Below are 20,535 nucleotides of genomic sequence, written 5' to 3'. Positions count from 1 at the left end.
GATATAGAGAGTTCTTGAACCGGATCATATTCATTATCTGAAGTTCAGCACAGGCCAGCCTTTTTCACGCGCAACCTTGAGCAGTGGCCCGGTAGGCTCCACGACAAATGCATGACCAACGGTATTGAGCATCGGAATGTCAGACTGGTGGTTTCCATAGGCGCTTGACGCTTTGAGATCTATGCCCTCTTCTCTTGCAAGCTTTTCGCATAGAATTTTCTTGTTTTCATTTATGCACAGCATCCCTGAAGCCCTTCCTGTAAGGATGCCGTCGGGTCCCGTTTCAAGGTCGGTGCATAAAAGCCGGTCAAATCCGAGTTCTGTTTTCACTATGTCCAGTATATATCTGAGCCCGGCTGAAATGAGCACCAGAAGGTCTCCCTCATTCCTGTGCCATTGAACCCTCTCCATAATATTTGGCGAGAGGTGCGGCTTTATATAATCACGGTAAAACCCCGGGGCTATCTCCTCGTAAGTGGACAACCTCCTGCCCTTGAAAAAGCTTATCAGCAGGAGGGCCATCTTCTCGTCCGAATAGATATGCCGCTTGTAAAGCTCGTTAAAAAAAATGAGTTTCATGATATAAACAGCGGAAACCCTCTTCTCGGAGAAAAAATGCCTCCTGTTCTTTTTCATACAGTCGATCAGCAGCTTTGATGATTCGCAGTCCAGAAGAGTCTTGTCGAAATCGAAGAATGCGGCCTTTTTCCCCGGCATTATCCGTCACCTCCTGATATCGATAGCCACAGGCTTATGGTCCGATGCCCTTGAATCGTCAATTATGGCATCGACAGCAACAAGGTCTTTCGATATGAATATATAATCAAGCTTCATTGCCCGTTCGCCATAACCCTCCCAGAACGTTTTCACATATTTTTTCCCGAAGGGCTCCAGGGCATCCTTCAACTCTTCTGCATAAAAAGGCTTCATCTCGGCTGTGTCCGGCTCAGCATTCAGATCGCCTGCAATGATTGTCCTTGGCCTTTTCGAGAAGAATTCGATCACCTCGCGTGCCTGCTTTTCACGCACATTAGAAGGTCCCGCGATATGATCAAGATGGGTTACAAAGACATTCAGGTCACTGCCCATATCGTTCGGCTGCCTTGTCTTTATGACGGCATGCAGAGTTCCTCTTGTTTCAGTCGAGTTGTTGAAAAACTTCAGATTGTCCCAGTCCCTTACAGGATACCTTGTAAGGATTGCATTCCCGTACTGGCCGTCGTCACTGTTTGCGCCGAAGACATAGGGCATTCCCAAGGCATGGCTTACCGGCATCAGACAGTCAACAAGCCCGTTTGATACCTGGGCCCTGTTTACCTCCTGCAGGCAGACTATATCCGGGTTCAGCTTCTTAATTTCACCGATGATTCCTTCAAGATTCATAACGCCATCGGCGTCAAGCCCCTGATGAATGTTGTATGTCAATACCCGTATATTGTTGCCGGGGAAGACCCAGTAAGTCGAGGGAGAACTCGATTTGAGCATCATCAGGTCAAGGGCACCGATTGCTACTATACAGGAGATTCCAGCTATGGAAAGGCCGGCCTTGACGTTTTTCCAGCTTACTGTCTCGATCTGAAGAAGCGAAGCCGCTATAGCAACGATTGAGATAATTACCGAGGCGGCAATCGTCATGCTGAATATTCCGGAGTTTGAATGAAGGAAAATGAGGACAAGCATGATGATAAAGCCAAGGAACATTCCCAGTGAGGTTCCATATATACCGTGCTTTTTTTCCGGACCGGCGGCAAGGATAAACCCCGGCAGCATCCACATTGCCAGCGCTCCAGCATAAATCAGGTAAATCACCGAACCTTTTGACTCGACTATCCCCCAGGTTGAAAGGATGAGTATGAGAGACAGTGGGAATGCGATGGCAAACCTTAATTTCTGCGGCCTAAGCGCGATAAAAGTCCCGGAAAATGCGCCTAATGCGGTTATAATGCATATGATTATATTCATTTGCATGTCTGATATCCCTGCATGCCCGACAGCAGCCGCCGGGTTCTGGTAAATGGTCATGCCCAGATAAAGCCAGGGGCCTATTCCGGTTACCAGGAGGGAGCGCAGAAAACCCGGTTCACCTTCTTCACCGAAGTTTTTACCGCGAACAGCTGTAAGCCAGAGCAGGATCAGGATTAAAAGTGATGCGCCTGCTATTGTCATAAGGGCCCATGTGTTTTTCCTCCAGACAAGGTCATATGACATGAGCAGTGAGCGGCTGCATACATCCATAAGTATCGCTATGGGAAAAGCCGTTGCCATGACCGGCGGATATTGCCTGTCAAAATCAAGACCCGAACGTATCCATGCGGTGAAAAACCACATGAACATGACAATCCCGGCTGTTGAAAGGATCAGAAGATATACCGGCTCGCTGGCGAACTGCATGGCCATTCTCATAATTACTATACCGAATCCCGATACGGCGATAATGCCCCTCGTTCCGGCTAATCTCACAATAAACGGCAGTAGCATGACACAGGCGAAGACTGCCAGGGCAAAGAGCGCCAGGCTGTACGGTCCCGGGAGGTAATAGCTGAGGTTCCAGATAACCGTCAGCATGAATACGCGGAACATCTGGAAGGAAAAAATAAGGATCAATGCGTTAAGCAGCACACGGCCGATATATAGCGCTTTTATCATTTGCCCTCCTTTTTCCTTGAATTTCTTGTAAACTTATCAATTCTTGAGAAACACCCGCAACATGTTATTCAGCCTCTTTCCTGCGTGAGGCATATTTAATTTTCACTGGGATGCCGTCAAGGCCGCATTCCGTTTTCAGGGCCTTAACAAGGTAGCGTGAATATGCTTCAGGAATATCCTCGGGCCTGTTCGTAACGATCCTGAACCTGGGCGGGATAGTGCCAGTCTGCGTTATGTAATAGAACTTTATCCTGCGGTTCTTTGATACGGGCGGCTGATGCTTCTCGACGATGGAAATAAGATACCTGTTCAATTGGGGAGTTGGAATCTCTTTTGATGTCTTATCGAAGAGATTATTTATCAATGGAAAAAGTCCGGGCACATTTTTCCCGGTCAACGCAGAAAGAAGGATTACCGGCGTATCGGCGGCAAAACGCATAAAAAGATCAATCCTGTTGCGCACGGTTTTTCTGCCTGCCTCATCAATAAGATCCGCCTTGTTTATGACAATGGCACAGGCCCTGGCATGATCCTGCACGATGCCCATCAGATGCCTGTCCTGGTCCGTTACCGGTTCAGTTGCATCCATCAGGCACAGACATACATGAGAGCGCTCTACATTGTGTATGGAACGCATGACGCTCACTTTTTCAAGCTTGGTATCGATCCTGGATTTACGCCTGATCCCGGCCGTATCTATAAAGAGATATTTCCTGCCGCCCTTTTCAAACGAGGTATCGATATAGTCCCTTGTGGTTCCCGCAACAGGCGAAACAATTGACCGCTCGCTGCCGGTGATCCGGTTCAGGAGCGCCGACTTGCCTACATTTGGCCTTCCCAGAATGCTTACTCGGATATGGTCCCTTTCATCGGGAAGAAGCGTCTCGGACTTGTCAAGTCTGGCTTTTATTTCATCGATGAGTCCGTCAAGCCTTCTGTTCTTTGCCGATATGCCTATGAATCCGTCAAGTCCAAGCTCGTAAAGCTGTGCGATGCCAGTGTCTGCATTGGGATCATCCACCTTGTTAGCTGCATAGATCACTTCGCATCTGGAGTTTCTCAGTATCTCGATAAGCTCGTAGTCATCCCGCGTGACCCCGTCCCTGGCATCAAGAATGCACAATATCAGGTCAGCGTCTTTTATTGCGACAAGGGTCTGTTCGCGCATCGATATGCCTATTGAGCCCTCGGCAACCGAATCGTATCCGCCGGTATCGACGATATCGACGGTGTGGTCCTCGTCGATATGCCATCTGCCGTATATACGGTCCCGCGTGATCCCGCGTTCGGGCCCTACAATCGCTCGGTTATCGCGCAAAAGCTGGTTGAAGAGTGTCGATTTGCCTACATTGGGCCGTCCTACGATCGCTATCAGCATTATTTATACCCGAGCCTTTTCAGCTCACGCGGATTTTTCGTCCAGTCTTCGGTAACTCTTACAAACAGTTCGAGGAAAACCTTCTGTCCCAGAAGGCGCTCCATATCGATCCTCGCCTCGGTCCCTATTCTTTTAAGCATTGATCCGCCTCTGCCGATCACGATAGCCTTCTGTGAAGGACGTTCCACATGAATCACGGCTGATATCCTTATAATATCGCCTTCCTTGAACTGTTCTATCTCGACCGCGGTTGAATACGGTATCTCCTTCTGCGTCAGCAGAAACACCTTCTCCCTGACCAGTTCGGCGCACAGGAACCGCTCTGTTGAATCGGTCAGAATATCATCCGGGAAGAACGGCGGCCCTTCGGGAAGGGCTTCAAATATCTCACCCATCAGAGCATCCATTCCGGCGCCGGTAATACATGATATCGCCTGCCTATGGAAAAAATCACAGCCTGAACTGAGCCATTCAATTTTTTTTTCCGCCATTTCCTCGCTCAGAAGGTCGGATTTGTTAAGTGCGAAAAGGGCCTTCTTCCGAAAGTCCTTTATATGCTCGAAAACAGGCGCGAGAGACTCCGCCGTATCGGAGGGTTCGGCCATTACCAGTGCCAGATCGGCATCGAAAAGCGCGGAGAGGGCCTTGTCGATCATGCACCTGTTAAGCTCCTTATCCGACATATGGATGCCGGGCGTATCGAGAAAGATCATCTGGCGGTCATCTCTTGTATAGATACCCAGTATCCTGTCCCGGGTAGTCTGAGGTTTGGGCGTTATTATGGATATCTTTTCTTCGAGGATCCTGTTCAGGAAAGTTGACTTTCCGACATTGGGCCTGCCTATTATGGCGACAAAGCCCGACCTGAACACTTCGCCACCGTTATTTGAGATCAAGCTTCAGCTGCCTTTCCCATCCGGGTTTAACCGGCAGGACGATTTTAAAACTTGTACCCTTTGAAGAATCGCTCTCTACATCGATCGTTCCCCCGTGTCTCTTGATAATACCGTAGCTTATCGAAAGACCGAGACCGACTCCCTTCACATGAGGCTTTTTTGAATAGAACATATCGAAAAGCTTCGGGATATCCTCCTTTGCAATTCCTACTCCGTTGTCCTCGAATCTTATGATTACCGACTTTGCGTCAATTCCCGGCATGGTTGAAACTCTCAGAATTCCGCCCCCGGGCATTGCCTCGGCCGCATTGGTCATGAGATTTATAAAAACCTGCTTGATCTGCTCCGGTACTGCAAGGATATATGGGCATTCAGCAAGATCAAGCTCAAGCCTGACCTTGTTTTCCTCAAGATATTTCCTGTTGAATGTCAATATCTCCCTTATTATTTCGTTTATGTCCGTCGTGAAGACCTCTTCATCGGTAGGCTGGTAAAAAGTCTTCATATTCCTTATGAGTTCGGCAATCCTGTCTGTTTCCTTGATCGCAAGCCTGACAAACTGCGAATCGATCTTTTTTGTTTCATCAGCATTAAGGACGTGCTTAAGACAGCTCTTTATGCCGTAAAGAGGATTGTTGATCTCATGCGCGATGCTGGCGGAAAGCTTACCCATGGCGGCAAGCCTTTCAGACTGGATCAGTGCAGCCTCCATCTTCTTCTGCCTGGTGATGTCCTTCATGATAACGGAAAAACCGAATGCCTTGCCCACCTCATCCCTCAACGTTGTCATCGAAAGGGTTACGTTAAGCAATTCGCCGGTTTTTGTCTTCCGTATAGTCTCAAGATCCCTGACATATCCTTTTTCAAGGACCTCTTTCAAGAGATCATCGGATTCCCTTTTCCTTTCCTCCGGGACAATTGTCGTAAATGAATAGTTTCCGAGTATTTCTTCCTCGGACCAACCGAACATCATCGATGCGCCGCGATTCCATGATATGATGCGCCTTTCAAGGTCATAGCCTATTATTGCATCCGCACTGTACTGCTCGATGTTTGCCAGAAGTTTGAGTTTTTTATAATTCGATACCTCGCTCGTCATATCCCTGGCAATTCCCGCATACTCAATCTTTGTCTGTGAAGATCCCATTGCCCACATGTTTATGCCCCAGACACTCCTGCCGTGGCTTGTGTCTACAGATATGTTCACAAGACCCGGATCCTGGCCTTCACTGAGTTTGATTATTGCAGCCTCGAAGCGCGTCACTGATATGGGATCGGATATGAATTCCTGAAAAGGCCTGGATATTATGTCATCTTCGACGGCTCCAAGTGCAGTAAGGCCTTTCCTGTTAACATAAAGAAACCTCGAATCCTCATCGAGAGTGAATATTACATTGTTTGAACCCTCGACAATAAGCCTGCATCTTTCATCGGGTGCGTTCTGCATTGATTCGCGGGCTTCTTCAAGCCGTTTGCCGGCTTTTAGCAGTTCATTCTTCGCAATGACCCTCTGGGTTATATCCTCGGCAACTAAATCGACTCCTGCAAGGGACCCGTCAGGCCTGTAGCTCATCGAAGCATTCCACGCCAGATATACGAGAAGGCCTGTTCTGCTGTACGCCTTTGCCTCCCCGTTAAGTTTTCCTATCCCCTGCCCGGTTGCTGTAAGTATGTCAGAAATAATGTGAACATCATCCGGATGGATTATTCTTTTCCAGGGTATCCCGGAGCCTTTGAGCTCATCAGGCTTATATCCAAGGATGCGCTCCGCATCAGGATTGATATAAATACAGCCGAATGAACCGTCAAGCCATAGTATAATTCCCCTGGAATCCGCGGCTATCCTGTCGAAATCGGCCTTGAGGGCTTTGCTTTCCGCCCTGGCTTCTTCTAGCTCATTAATTATTCCCTGGAGCCTTTCATGGGTATCTCTGATTTCAGCATCAACAGTCTCTGCAGCCGGATTGCCTGCAAATATCAGCAAATCCTCATCCTGGGTTTTCATGTATCTCAGTGTAAAATTATACTTCACCATACTGCTGTCGATGCATTTTATTTCAAGGACCAGGTCCGCCTGCCAGTTTTCCGCTAATTTGTTCAAAGCCTCCGAGAGCGTCTGTTTCGCTTCACTGCTGAGAATATTGAGGAATGAGCCTGACATGTCCTTTATGACTAGGCCGGTGAACGTTCCGAAGCGTCTGTTCGCATAAAGCGGCTTTAATTTCTTGTCAGTTACGATAACCGCGTCGGGGAGATTATCCAGAACGTCCCTGAAATGTATCTCGGTCAGACCCGCCGGTGCTGATTCGGTCGCCAAAGGCTTGCCAATGGCCTTTTCTACAAGAGACTTGAGTTCGCTCGGGAGAAATCCGCCTTTTCTAAGAAACGTGAAAGTATGGCTCAATATGCCTTCCTCTTCAGGCCAGTCGTCTTCGAATGCAGTTACCACAATCACGGGAAGACCGGGAAATATCTCCGAGTGGACCTTTTCCACGAATTCACGCCCGTCCATTTCAGGCATTCTGAGGTCGGTTATGATAAGGTCGAATATTTCGCGGGACAGAAAATCAAGCGCCTGGATCGGATTTGCGGCAACCGTGACGTCATACTCACCCTTAAGCACCATAAAGAGGTAGTTCCTGAAAACAGAATCGTCTTCTACGATAAGGATCTTATTTGACATGATGATCTACGAGATTTCTTCCGGAATACTTATGGTAAAGGTCGAGCCTGCACCTGGAGATGACTTTACCGAAATATCCCCGCCCATCGTCTCTATGATATCCCTGGCCAGCGACAGCCCCAGGCCCATGCCTGTCCTGCTCGGCCAGGCCGAGTAGAGAGGTTCGAATATCTTCGATATCTGCTCTTCTTCAATGCCTATACCCTTATCGATTATCTTGAACACTAACCGGCCACCTTCTTTAGCTATCCCCAGAACGACCTCCTGTCCGGGGGATGAGGCGGTAACGGCATTTATAATGCTGTTTGCAACCACCTGCTGGACTGCATTGGTTCGTATCTGGCCATGTCTGGCGCTTACATCCGTGCTGAGCTTTACCTTGGATGCATCCGCGAGAGGTTTGACCATCTCGATAGTTTCAGCCGCAAACGCCTTCATATCGGTTTTCTGCGCAGAGCCTTCCCATTTTCTGGTGAGCCCCAGAAGCTGGTTTATGATTTTAAGAACACTCTCCGTTGCAGAAATTATGCTCTCGATAATGGCCATGAAATCCTGGTCTTCCTTGCCGTCGCGCAGGATTTTCACACTTTGCGACCTTACGTCTTCCTTAATTATGTTGGCAAATCCCTGAATCGCTCCCAGCGGGCTTTTCATGTTGTGAGCCATGGATGCAGCCAGATTGCCTATCGTGCTCATCTTGGCATACGCCGCCAGCCTTCTCTGCTGCTCGAGCTCTTTCGTAATGTCCCACATGAGGAGAAGCGACAGGGAGTTAACGCTTAACGGACGCGTTATTATCCTTATCGATTTGTTCCCGGAACGGATTACGCTGTCTGACTCCTGCCTTGAAACCAATGCGTCGCGCACCTCCCTTGTTGTCTCCCTGTCCAGCATTTCAAGGATCGAGGGTCCGCTTATTCCGAGCGCCTTTCTTATCTCAGTCGATATCTCGTTTTCCGCGCTTACGGCGCCCGCATCATCAAGAAGGCAAAGTCCGAACGGGGATGAATCCAGAAGCTCCCTGTTAAGACTCAGCATGTCCAGAGCCTTCTGCCTCTCGGCCGACACGTTGGAAAGTGCGTTTCTCAGGTGCTCTGACTGTTCCGAACGGGAATTTTCATTCATTATGCGTTTAAGCGCCTCGGACATGGCCTCAACCAGTGTGGATATAAGCCTGTTGTCATCGCCTGTCTCCTCGTCAACCGGCTTTACATACATGAAGGCGCCTGATGCAAGGCTCATGCCGATAGGGTAGTCGGCGGAGATGACGATGCCTTTCAGCTCCTCATCTCCTATGCGTATAAACCTGGGTTCTTCGCCGGGCTTCATCTCGAATACGAGGTTCATGGATGATGTCCTGATGCCGCCCAGGAATCCTTTTATAAATCCTGAACTGCTCAGAACTCCAGCTGTCGTTTCCAGCACTTCGGATATTTTAGTCGAGCGGTTCAGGCCTTTTATCAGGTCTATGAGTATGTCTGAGCGCCTGAGGGCCTTTTCAGCCTTCAATGTCCTCTGCTGAAGAGACAGCGAAACATCCGAAAGCCTCATGCTGGCCTTGTTTACAAGTCTGAAAAGCCCCTCTCTCGGCTTTCCCAGACCCAGTTCACTGCAGATCGTTTCAACCTCTGAAGGTACTGTGAGCATGATATCGTCAAGCATGTCGGCATTGAGCTGAAACCTTTTCAGAAGAGGGTTAGTAATCCTCGATGGAAAGCTGTTGCCAGATGCGCCTATATAATTCTGGTGTGAAAGAATGTTTGCCACATGGACGACACCAGATAATTTATACTGGTCGTCATCTATAACCATTACCGGCGCATGGTGGCACCATATGCTCTCGACGTATATTGAAGGAAGCTTCCAGCTTTCAAGCGCCTTTCTCGCCACATCACAGTGTGTGGTGCCGAGCATTTCCCTTTCAATCTCGATCAGGGAATATATTCCTTCGGCCGCCTTTTCAAGAACCGCCGCATAGCGTTCATGGTCGGTCTGATCAAGTATCATCTTTCCTATGTCATGCAGCAGCCCGGTATAAAACGCTTTTGTCGAAAGCCTTGAATCCGAGACTTCCATGATAGCCCTGGCAAAAAGTCCGCAGGAAAGGCTGTGCCTCCAGAATTCCTTGTAATCAAGAACCGAACCCGAAACTGCCGGAAACATCTCAAGCACACACATGCCCAGGGCAATGGTTTTGACCTGTTCGAGACCCATTATCACTATCGCGTCCCTTACGGTGTAGATAGTACGCGAACGTTTGTAATGGCTGGAATTGGCCATTGAGAGTATGCGTGCTGTAAGCGACTGGTCTTTTTCGATTATTCCCGAAAGCTTTGCAACAGACACATCGTCTTCCAGCGCCATTCTCAAAACATGATCAGCAAGTTCCGGAAGAACCGGCAGCGAACGGGTATCAAATGCATCTGTAATCATATGATATGATTTAGTATATCATCGAAGCTGAAACAAGCACTTTCTTTGCCTGAGCGGATAAAAATTTGCCCTCTTGCAAGCGAATCATCGACGGCATAACCGAAGCCAATACCAGTCATATTCTCCCGTTTGTATCCTATAAGTTCCTGCAGATCATGGGGGTTGGCGTAAACCATCGCCCTATCTTCCGCTTCTGCTCCCGATGATATCGTCTTATTAAGCCTTTCCAATGCCTTTTGTACCATCAGTTTATATGCATACGACTTCACAAGAAAACCGAATGAGGGATGAGCGGGCCCTGCAGCCACATTGAGTCCTTCCAGAGGAACACCGGTACGCAGTATCCGGGCACCCGCGGCCTTCAGCCGGATATACGCATAAAGGGTCATCCTGACAGCATCTTCGAGTGCAAGGGGATGGAAAATGCCTTCTTCATACATGGATTCAAGCCTTGTGCCCTTGACAACAACCGTGGGGTAAATACGGGCCGTATCCGGTTTCATTTCGCATAACGCATTTACAGTTCTGATAAAACTCTCTTTATCCTCTCCGGGCAACCCCGGCATTATCTGTATCCCAAGCTTAAGTCCTGAAGTCTTGATCAGACCTGCCGCTTTTCTCGTATCTTCTGCTTTATGACCTCTCTTTGAAGCGGAAAGCACACGGTCATCCATTGACTGCGCACCGATTTCAAGCTCGAAAAAACCGGCATCTTTAAGTTTGAGGATAATTTCTTCATTGACCATATCAGGCCTGGTCGAAGCCTTGAGACCGTGAACAACCCCCTCTTTTACAAGCCTTTCGCCCGCATCAAGATAGGAATTGAAAAGTCTTTCTTCTATTCCGGTGAACGACCCGCCGTAAAATGCCAGAATGCGCAGTCTTTCCTGCGGTTCCCTGCAGCCGTTTATGAAACTGATCGCATAATCCTTTATGTCTTCAGGCGGGATCGGCTTTGAATACTGTGTCTGATCACAAAAGACACACCTGTACGGACATCCCAGGTTCGAGACATATACGGGAATGACTACAGGTTCAGTTTTCGGCATCCGGCATGTCAGGATATCTCATCCGATAATGAGATATTATTCCCCGGATTATCGAAAGATTTCAAAGCCTCTCTGCATGCCTGCTGTGATGCCTGTTTCTTGGTTCTGCCGGTACCGCGGCCTATAACCTGTCCGTCGATTCTCACGCTTATGGTAAACACCTTGTCATGCTCAGGACCTGACTCGTCTTCAACTGCCATTTCCGGGATCTTCTTCATTTTCGACTGGCAGTATTCAAGCAGGGTGCTCTTGTAGTCGGTAATGCCGATTTCCTCAATTTTCCCGATTACATCTTTGAAATGCGCCTCAACGACCGAGCTTGCCTCATCAAAGGAACCGTCAAGGAATATGGCGCCTATAACGGCCTCGTATGCATCGGCAAGTATGGACGGCTTGCTGCTGCCACTGTCATGCTCCTCCCCTTTTCCCAGATAAAGCTCTTCACCAAGCCTGATGTGTTTCGCCACCTTGACTAGTGCAGCCTCGTTGATAAGCTCAGCCCTCAATTTGGTAAGCCCCCCTTCATTGGCATCAGGAAATGCAAGGAATACCTTTCTTGCTATTGTGGCGTTTACGACCGCGTCACCAAGGAACTCCAGCCTCTGATTGTCGCGGATTTCAGGGGATTTATGCTCGTTTGCATAAGTTGAATGAGTAAGCGCTTCACTGAGCAGCGACTTGTCTTTAAAAACATATCCGAGCCTTGTTTCAAACGACTGACTCATTGAGTATCCCTTCAAGGTCCTTGTCTTCGAAATTTATGCCTTCATTGTATCCGAGCCTGAAATTGATTGGGGTCACTGATATCATCCTGTTCTTGAGGCATACGGCATCGGTATCCTGCGTCTCGTCCATGATTCTTGTGATGCCTGCCTGCCAGTAATATTTTGTTCCGCGAGGGTCTGTCCGTTCGACAAAGTTGTCTACAATCCTCGAATTGCCCTGCCTGGTGATTTTTACCCCTTTTATATCCCCGAGAGATGCCGAAGGGCAGTTCACGTTCAGGGCATAAGGCATGGGCCCGTTTATCGCCGCAAGCCTTCTGGCAAGTCTTGCACCGAAAATGCTCGCAGCCGAATAATCCGGATGAAAATAATTGTCGACTGAAACAGCCATCCCCTTGAATCCAAGGATAAGCGCCTCGGTGGCTGCGGATACGGTGCCGGAGTAAAGGACATTTATGCCTACATTCTCGCCGCGGTTTATGCCGGATACAATGACGTCAGGCGGAACCTTCATTATGCATGAAACACCCAGTTTTACACAATCGGCAGGCGAGCCGGTAATGCCCCAGCCGTAGAATCCGCCGGAGCGGTAAATGGGTATCACCTTGAGAGGGTCCGAGATGGTTATCGCATGACCTACGGCGGACTGCTCCGTTACAGGTGCGATAACAGTGACCTCGCCAATCCTTTCAAGCTCCTGCTTTATAGCGGCAAGCCCCTGCGCATATATGCCGTCGTCGTTAGTGAGAAGGAATTTCATGGTTCTGATTTTAGCCTTTTGTAAATCCTTCGTGCAAGTGATTTGTAGGACTTGTTATCCTTAATGCATGAGGACAACACGCTTCTGATGTGCCGAAGCAATTCAATGATTTCTGAAAATACCGCACTTTACTATTTCGTGATCCAGCCTCTGGGATTCTGTACGAACGATTGCTCCCACCTAGTCATCAGGCCTAGCATCCTGCGCCCGACTTCAGGATATTTGTCAATCACATTGTACCTCTCACCCGGGTCAGACTTCATGTTGTAAAGCAGCGGCCATCTCCCGAGAAACGGCACCGTCTGCATCCTGCCCTCTGAATCCCTGTCCGTGTAGTTGAAGAACCTGCTTACCAGCGTTCCAAGTACAGTGTTGTCCTTGTCTGCATATATAGGATAAACAGCATGGTTGATTCGACGGAAATATTTCCAGTCGCCCTGTCTCACACCTTCGACTTCGTTGTGGTGGAAGAAGAACAGGGCATCATGCGGAGACTTTGCAGCCTTACCTTCGAGCAAACCTGTGATGTCCTTTCCGTCGATGATCCTGTCCTGAGGCGGGGTTAACCCGGCGAGTGAAAGGAATGTCGGGAAAAAATCGATGTTCATGACCGGCTCTCTGCATATGCCTCCTGAAGGTATGTGGCCGGGCCAGTACGCGATCATAGGCACGCGGAATCCGCCCTCGTAGCTCTGACCCTTGCCGCCGCGCAGCATTCCGTTGCTGCCGTTGAAAAAGGCCCCGTTGTCGCTGGTGAAGATGATCATCGAATTATCTTTCAGATTGTTCCTCTCGAGGCACTTGAGGACCTCGCCAACGCTCCAGTCAATCTCCTGCACAGTGTCCCCGTAGCGTCCGCCCTCGGATGAGTTCCTGAAGCGGCTAGAAGGGACATTGGGCTGGTGAGGATCCTTGTGAGCAAAGTAAAGGAAGAAAGGTTCATGCTTTGAACGCTCAATGAAATTCACAGCCTCCTGAGTTAGAATCCCGGTATAGGGCTCCTGAGCCAGGCCTATATTGTGCACTATCTCATTTTCACCCCGCCAGAACGGGTACTCAGGCGGGTCGTCGTTGACGCCCGCAAAGCCGGCGAAGTAGTCGAAACCATGTCTGTACGGATGGTATTTAGGCACCTTTGTAAAGTCGCCGAGATGCCATTTGCCGATTGCCGCCGTTTTATATCCTGCAACCTTCAGCGCAGATGCAATGGTAATCTCAGAAAGCGGCAGGCCCTGCACTATGCTTTTCGCTCCTACCCCGTCAATGGCTCCAAGATGCACGAACATGTCAAAGAAAAAAAATCGGCCTATGGACATGCCGAGCGATTTGAGAAACGGCACATGAAGGTCGACAGGGAATGTTACGCCTGTACGGTGCGGATACCTGCCGGTCAGAAGTCCGGCCCGGGACGGTGAACATAATGCATTACTGGCATAGGCATCGGTGAATTTCATGCCCTCACTGGCCATCCTGTCAAGATTGGGCGTCTTTATGGCAACGCTGCCATAGCATCCGATATCTCCATAGCCCAGGTCGTCGCACAGGATAACGATGATGTTGGGTCGTTTTCCTTTATAATCACCTGCTTTTTTAATGAGGCCTTCTACAGGCATTCCCGCCTCTGGCGCGTCATAGATGGAGGGATCAATATCAAGGGCGTAATCAGATTTTCTGCCGCATCCCGCAATGTCTGCGCCGGCTATGCCCATCGCTGAAACGCCGCCCCATTTCAAAAAGCTGCGCCTGCTTATCGGCTTTTCCTGCATATGCCCACCTCCTGAAAAAATCTCTTATCCAGTGATTTAAGGTTCAAAACCCGTGGTCATACAGGATTAATGCAGCATAAGACATCAATATTCAACTGATAATTGCCGGATATTGACAACAGCAAGCTGTTAACGATACGGGTTTTTATTCTCGACTGAATATAATATTATCAACTTACAAGCATACAACTATCTATTTTTATTAATCATTTTATTGACCTCAATGATAATATAAAGTATTTTGTCTTTTAGCTCGAAAAGTAGCATTATCTGGCAAGACATTTATCACGGAGGAATTTCTTATGGCAAAATATCAATATGACCAGGAAGCGCTGACAAACCTGAAAATCAGTGATACAAAGGTGCTGGACAGGCTGGTGGATTATGAATCCGCACGCGCCGCACACCTTGCAAAGAAACGCGACAAGGCGGACAAGCGCATGACACTGAAGGATGCCATTGCCAAGTATGTAAGCGATGGCGATATTCTTACAGACTCCGGATTCGCCTATGTAAGGACACCTCATCAGGCCTATTTTGAGATAATGCGGCAGGGCAAAAAGAACATCCAGATGATAGGGGCACCGAATACCAACCAGAGCTACATGATTTATACAGGCAACGTGAGCTATTCCCACAATTCGTACCTCGGAGCGGAGATGAGGGGAATAGACAAAAACTATGACCGGCTGCTCAAGGACGGCCGCATAAAAATACTTTCAGAGTGGAGCCACGGGGGCGTGGCACTCGGGTTCAAGGCCGCACAGCTGGGCGTGCCGGGCGTACTAAGCAAACAGATGCTCGCTTCCGACATAATGAAATACAATCCCTACCTGAAGGTAGTCCAGAACCCCATGAGAGAAGACAATGATCCGGCGGTGTTTATCCCGGCGCTCTTCCCGGACGTTTCAATCATCCACTGCCATGTTGCCGACAAATACGGGAATGCATACATTTATGGTCCTCAGGTCAACGATCTGGCAATTGCCGCATCGGCCCGCAAGCTTATCATAACCGCTGAAGAAATCGTCCCTGAGTCGGATATCAGATACAACAGACAGGGCGCGATAATCCCGTTCTTCTATGTCGATGCAGTCGTCGAGATGCCCTTCGGGGCGGTTCCCGGAAACATGCCCGGCTACTACTACTGGTCGAGGCAGTGGTGGGAAAAATTCCTGCGCTATGGATGCCTCAGCTATGACAACCTGAAAGAATTTCTCGATAAATGGGTCTTCTCGTGCAACGACCAGTTCGACTTCGTGAACAAACTAGGTGGAGCGAAATGGATCGCAGAGGCGCGACGCCAGACAAAGGCCGCCGAAGGCGATAATGAAGACATCGATTTTTCATATCAGGAATATACGCTTACACATGATACAGACCTTTATTATTAGGACAAGGAGACAGATATGAGAGACCTTAATGCACCCGCAAACCCTCTGGAGATGCTTGCATACATCCTTACAAAACAGATTAAAGACCATAAGGTCGTGTATGTCGGAACAGGGCTGCCGATGGTGGCCGGAATACTGGCCAAGAAGACACACGCCCCGAATATAACGATGGTATATGAATCAGGCGGACAGGACCCGATTATGGGAGACCTTCCCTGGTCTGTCGGCTGCCCTCTCACATGGCGCAAATCACCAACGCTTATGGAAATGGCATACTCTTTCGCCCAGTGCGCAAACGGATATATCGACATAGCATTTCTGGGTTTCGCTCAGGTGGATATGTACGGAAACGTCAATACGCACCTGATCGGGGAGGATTTTCATCACCCCAAAGTCAGAATGACCGGCTCGGGCGGCAACAACGACCTGGCTTCGCTGGCTGAAAACATGGTGCTCGTTGGACTTCAGACACCGGACAAATTCCCGGAAAGGGTCGATTTTGTAACCTCGGTAGGCCACCTCACAGGAGGCAATTCCAGGAGGGAGGCAGGCCTTTACGGCAACGGCCCGATTGCAGTGATCACCCAATGGGGTGTTTACGATTTCGAAGAAAAATCTAAGCGCATGCGTGTGAAATCTCTCCACCCCGGCATCCCGTTCGATATCGCCCAGCAGACAACGGGATTCGAATTGCTCAAACCCGAGGGTGAAATCCCGCTGACAGAGATGATAACACCGGAAGTGCTGCACATACTGAGAACAGAGGTCGATCCTAGAGGCGTCTTCACAACTCTACCGGCAGCCTGATATTTCAGCCTTTTTCAAGGCCGTTCATTGATGGTTGTATTTATAGGTGTCTGTTCTTGCAGGTTTAGCATGGCGAGGATCTCTATCACATTGTAAAACACTGACCTCGGGATAAAGACTACAGAACGTCCTGACAGTTTCATGCTGCTCGATGAATTCGGATATTTTTCATATCCCGGATCATGCCATGTTCTCGTGTTCATGCCTGCATGTTTAAATTACTTCAATACCGAAGAAGTCTGGCGCTCATACAGCTTAAAATATGAGATACCCGGCTCACTGCATAGAACCTTGCAAACTCTTGCCAGAGAGGCAAAATACCTTCCAAGTGCAATTTTAACAAACAAGGCCATATTCCCGTTAAGTTATTAATCACCATAAATCATCACCTGCAAAACTATTTCTGCGGTATTATTGTATAAGATTCATATGTATTCTATTATTATCTTATTTCATATATTTATTTGTATTATGTATTCACTAAATAAGCTTATATAGCCTTTTTATAACATTATTAGCTTTTTTATATGTTTCTTTCTGTATTCACTTTTAATAATTTAAGTCTTGCATACCGCAAATGTTTCATTTATTATCCCTTTATTAAATCTGATAAGCGTTCAATCAGGGGCATTTTATGAATCAACCGGTTTTAAATGATTACATGGACTACAGGGCATTTCTGAAAGACATGTTCATTTACAAGAAAAAGACCGACAGGTATTTTTCTTATCGTTGCTTTTCGCGCAGGGCCGGAATAAATTCGCCCAACTTCCTGCAGCTCGTCATTTCCGGCAGCAGGAATCTGACACAGGAAAGCGCGGCAAAAATCTGCAAGGGTTTCGACCTCAAGAAAACCGAAAGGGAATACTTCGAAAACCTCGTATGGCTGAACCAGTCGAAAACGCTTGAGGACAGAAACCATTATTACAGAAAGATCGTATCTCTTAAAAGCGATTCATCGGTTCGTAAACTGGATAAGGCCAAGTATGAATATTTTTCGAAGTGGTTCTACCCCGCCATAAGGGAACTCGTCTCACTCGGGAAGTTGAAATGGGATGCCGAGAGCATTTCATCAGCTCTCACCCCTGAAATTACCCCGAAGGAAGCATTAAAGGCGCTTAAGGCGCTTGAAGAACTGGATCTGATAACTAAGGACGAAAACGGCTGCTACAGACAGAAAGACGGTCTCATCACAACCGGCCCGGAGGTCCAGTCATTGACCGTTGCAAATTTCCACAAAGAAATGCTCCGGCTTGCAACAGAATCAATAGAAAGGCACAAACCTGAAACAAGGGACGTCACGTCATTAACCATGAGTATCCGTTCAGAAAGGGTAAAGGAATTGAAGGAGCACCTGGCGCGCATTAGAAGGGAAATCATGAAAATGTACTGCGAGGACAAAGACTGCGACCAGGTGTATCAGCTTAACTTGCAGCTGTTTCCGCTAACATCAAAGATTTAGGGGGGGAGAGCATTATGGATTGCAGGAATAAAAGGGTGTTGTCATTAATATCGGCGGCCTTGATATCCTTGTCCACGGCATTTATGCTCCTGGGATGCGCCGGCGCCACGGAAACCGGAAACCCCGTGATCGATATCCAGCAACCCGAAGAAGTCAGTACCGCATCAGAATTCGAGCTTATGTCCCTGTGTGTATCAGGCCAGACCTATCCCCCACGTGAGCTTACAGAAATCTTTGAAAATGACATAACTTCAATCAGGTCCGGCTCATATACCGAAGAAGCCGGTAAAGATGCTGAACCCGATACCAGCATAACATTCCTCCCGCCCTGGGCACCCGGCAGTATCATCGTGGGATTCGATGACGCCACCGCCAAACTCGTTGCAGCAGGCCTCTATAATGAATGGGACGGGCTCAATCAGAGGTTCAGCCTTGAGAAAACAAATCTCTCATCGATAGGCTATGGTATGGCTTTTCTGGAGTTCTCTGCCCGGAAGGTTCATCCAAAATACATTGCAGGGCAATACGAAACCCTTGCAGGTGTCAAATATGCCGAACCCGACTACTACATAGGCGACTGCTCCAACATATATCCTTATATCCCGGATTACGATGGTGGTATAATCTCCGGAGACCTTGATGATCACACAAGATATTACCTTTTCCGTAAAGGCGATGGAGACTGCCCCTCCGGCTGCACGATAAACCAATACTGGCTTTTCTCGGCAGACGACAAAGGCATCACATTTCTGGGCTACTACAATCCTTACGAAACATCCGAAAAACCCGAATGGTGGGGTATTGCCCGGAAGGCGATCAATCTCTACAGGACTTATTGATTCGTCACACGTATCCCTGAGGGTTTTCCCTCAGGGATTTTAATAAATAAGATAAATTGATAAGGGGGGATTACCATGTCCGGATTAAAGCTAAAGATAAGTTTTCTATCAATACTGTATCTGATAATATTTATTGGGTTATCAGGCTGCAGCAAATCGACATATTCAGACAGCAGCGCGGAAAATAGCGATTATTTCAAGTCGGAGAAATCATCCCTTGAAAGGGCTGCGCCCCTGGCAAGCCTCGAAGAAATGGCCGGGCTTTCCGAAAGAAACAACGATTTTGCAATTAGACTCTATAAAAAAATTTCAGACACCGAGGGCAATCTCGTATTTTCGCCCTACAGCATATCCCTTGCAATGGCCATGCTCTATGCTGGCGCTGTCGGCAATACCGAGAAAGAAATCTCAAGTGTTTTCAATTTCCCCATACCCCAGGATGAACTGCACCCTGTGTTCAACTCGCTTGATCTTGCGCTTGCAAGCCGCGGCAGGGAAGCAAAAGGCCAGGATGGTGAAGGATTCAGCCTCCGTATCGCAAATCAGCTCTTCATGCAGAATGGATTTTCTGTCCTTGAGCAGTACCTGGATAAACTTGCGCTTTATTACGGAACGGGTGTCGGCTTACTTGATTTTGAAAATGAACCGGATGAGAGCGCACTGGCCATAAACAGGTGGATTGAGGACAAAACAGCGGGATTGATAAAGAATGTTATCGACAGGAACAGTCTTGAAGACATCAGACTTGCTCTTGTCAATACGATCTATTTCAATGCAGCCTGGGACAAGATATTCAACGAATCCCTTACTGATAAAAGATATTTCTTTCCCGAAGGCGCACCTCCTGTCAAGGTGGACATGATGCGTCAGCAGGAAACCTTCCCTTGTTTTATCGGTGATGATTACACTGCAATCGAACTGCCTTATGACGGAAAGGAGCTGTCCATGCTAGTCATAATGCCCAAAGCATCAGGCATGTCCGAATTCGAAATGAACCTTTCGACAGGGATTATCGACCGGATAGTTGATAGTCTGAATCCGGATAGAGTCGCCCTTTCTCTGCCCAGATTCAAATTTTCCAGCGGTTCAATTGACCTCAAAAAAATACTTGCCTCAATGGGAATGCCTGAACCGTTCACTGAATTTGCGGATTTCTCAGGGATAACCGGAATCAGGCAACTGAAGATCAACGATATAATCCATAAGGCCTTTATCGATGTTAACGAGAGGGGCACCAAGGCAGCAGCAGTAACCGTCATTAATGCAGGCGTGGAAAGCATGCCCGACGAGATATATGTAAACAGGCCCTTTATATTCATCATCAGGGATATCAAGACTCATTCCATTCTGTTCATGGGAAGGGTTTCAAAACCTTTATAACCGCGCATTGCAGGCGGTGGAACATCCGCCGCCTGCAACACTGCATCAATCTTAGATTATTCTAATCGAATCAATTTCCATAAAGTTCATAACATCTGTTTGCCGATATTATATTTTAAAACAATTATTCCAAGGAGGAGTGTCATGAAGAAGGGGTTATTCATTATAGCGGCGGTGATAATGCTGTTTGCCACGCCGGTTTTTGCAGGGGTTGACTTCAATGTCGGCGATGCCAAGGCGACACTTGGCGCCAGCGTATGGGTTGAAGCGGGATGGGATTTTCAGTTCCACGGTGATGTGCCTACCGACACCATAAG

15 protein-coding genes are annotated in these 20,535 nt (G+C 48.1%); 5 read left to right on the top strand and 10 right to left on the bottom strand.

What is annotated here, in order from left to right:
• Positions 1–33 precede the first annotated feature (33 nt).
• From VIS94_02150 to VIS94_02105, 10 genes are all read right to left on the bottom strand, one after another.
• The gene (locus tag VIS94_02150) at positions 34–717 is read right to left on the bottom strand and encodes an HAD-IB family hydrolase (GenBank protein ID HEY9159877.1); all 684 of its coding nucleotides are present in this window, start codon (positions 715–717) and stop codon (positions 34–36) included.
• Positions 718–723: 6 nt separating this feature from the next.
• Positions 724–2,646, bottom strand: coding sequence for an endonuclease/exonuclease/phosphatase family protein (locus VIS94_02145; GenBank protein HEY9159876.1), 1,923 nt, complete (start codon positions 2,644–2,646; stop codon positions 724–726).
• A 64-nt stretch (positions 2,647–2,710) separates the two neighbouring features.
• Positions 2,711–4,024, bottom strand: coding sequence for a ribosome biogenesis GTPase Der (der, locus tag VIS94_02140; GenBank protein HEY9159875.1), 1,314 nt, complete (start codon positions 4,022–4,024; stop codon positions 2,711–2,713).
• Positions 4,024–4,917: a GTPase Era gene (gene era, locus VIS94_02135; GenBank protein ID HEY9159874.1), complete on the bottom strand. Its 894-nt coding sequence runs from the start codon at positions 4,915–4,917 to the stop codon at positions 4,024–4,026. Before era ends, der begins: the two co-directional genes overlap by 1 nt.
• Positions 4,907–7,603, bottom strand: coding sequence for a PAS domain S-box protein (locus VIS94_02130; GenBank protein ID HEY9159873.1), 2,697 nt, complete (start codon positions 7,601–7,603; stop codon positions 4,907–4,909). Before VIS94_02130 ends, era begins: the two co-directional genes overlap by 11 nt.
• A 6-nt stretch (positions 7,604–7,609) precedes the next feature.
• The gene (locus VIS94_02125) at positions 7,610–10,036 is read right to left on the bottom strand and encodes an HDOD domain-containing protein (protein HEY9159872.1); all 2,427 of its coding nucleotides are present in this window, start codon (positions 10,034–10,036) and stop codon (positions 7,610–7,612) included.
• Positions 10,033–11,085 carry a radical SAM protein gene (locus VIS94_02120; protein ID HEY9159871.1) on the bottom strand — a complete coding sequence of 351 codons (1,053 nt, stop codon included), beginning with the start codon at positions 11,083–11,085 and terminating at the stop codon, positions 10,033–10,035. Before VIS94_02120 ends, VIS94_02125 begins: the two co-directional genes overlap by 4 nt.
• Positions 11,086–11,093: 8 nt before the next feature.
• The gene (rnc, locus tag VIS94_02115) at positions 11,094–11,810 is read right to left on the bottom strand and encodes a ribonuclease III (protein ID HEY9159870.1); all 717 of its coding nucleotides are present in this window, start codon (positions 11,808–11,810) and stop codon (positions 11,094–11,096) included.
• Positions 11,794–12,570 carry a 5'/3'-nucleotidase SurE gene (gene surE / locus VIS94_02110; protein HEY9159869.1) on the bottom strand — a complete coding sequence of 259 codons (777 nt, stop codon included), beginning with the start codon at positions 12,568–12,570 and terminating at the stop codon, positions 11,794–11,796. Before surE ends, rnc begins: the two co-directional genes overlap by 17 nt.
• Positions 12,571–12,701: 131 nt before the next feature.
• Complete coding sequence (locus tag VIS94_02105; protein ID HEY9159868.1) at positions 12,702–14,336, bottom strand: sulfatase-like hydrolase/transferase; 1,635 nt, start codon at positions 14,334–14,336, stop codon at positions 12,702–12,704.
• Positions 14,337–14,638: 302 nt separating this feature from the next.
• Here VIS94_02105 and VIS94_02100 point away from each other — a divergent pair, with 302 nt between their 5' ends.
• From VIS94_02100 to VIS94_02080, 5 genes are all read left to right on the top strand, one after another.
• Complete coding sequence (locus VIS94_02100) at positions 14,639–15,730, top strand: CoA-transferase (protein HEY9159867.1); 1,092 nt, start codon at positions 14,639–14,641, stop codon at positions 15,728–15,730.
• A 15-nt stretch (positions 15,731–15,745) separates the two neighbouring features.
• Positions 15,746–16,537, top strand: coding sequence for a CoA-transferase (locus VIS94_02095; GenBank protein ID HEY9159866.1), 792 nt, complete (start codon positions 15,746–15,748; stop codon positions 16,535–16,537).
• Positions 16,538–17,171: 634 nt separating this feature from the next.
• On the top strand, positions 17,172–17,999 hold the full coding sequence (locus VIS94_02090; protein HEY9159865.1) for a TIGR02147 family protein: 828 nt from the start codon (positions 17,172–17,174) through the stop codon (positions 17,997–17,999).
• Between the two features lie 14 nt (positions 18,000–18,013).
• Complete coding sequence (locus tag VIS94_02085) at positions 18,014–18,838, top strand: hypothetical protein (GenBank protein HEY9159864.1); 825 nt, start codon at positions 18,014–18,016, stop codon at positions 18,836–18,838.
• A 75-nt stretch (positions 18,839–18,913) separates the two neighbouring features.
• Positions 18,914–20,218 (top strand): serpin family protein, encoded by a 1,305-nt coding sequence (locus VIS94_02080; GenBank protein ID HEY9159863.1) that lies wholly within the window; start codon positions 18,914–18,916, stop codon positions 20,216–20,218.
• Positions 20,219–20,535 lie beyond the last annotated feature (317 nt).

It is taken from the genome of Desulfomonilia bacterium (assembly GCA_036567785.1).
GTDB lineage: Bacteria > Desulfobacterota > Desulfomonilia > UBA1062 > UBA1062 > DATCTV01.
The sequence above is the reverse complement of the archived record's forward strand: the minus strand, read 5'-3'. Positions and strand labels throughout refer to the sequence as shown.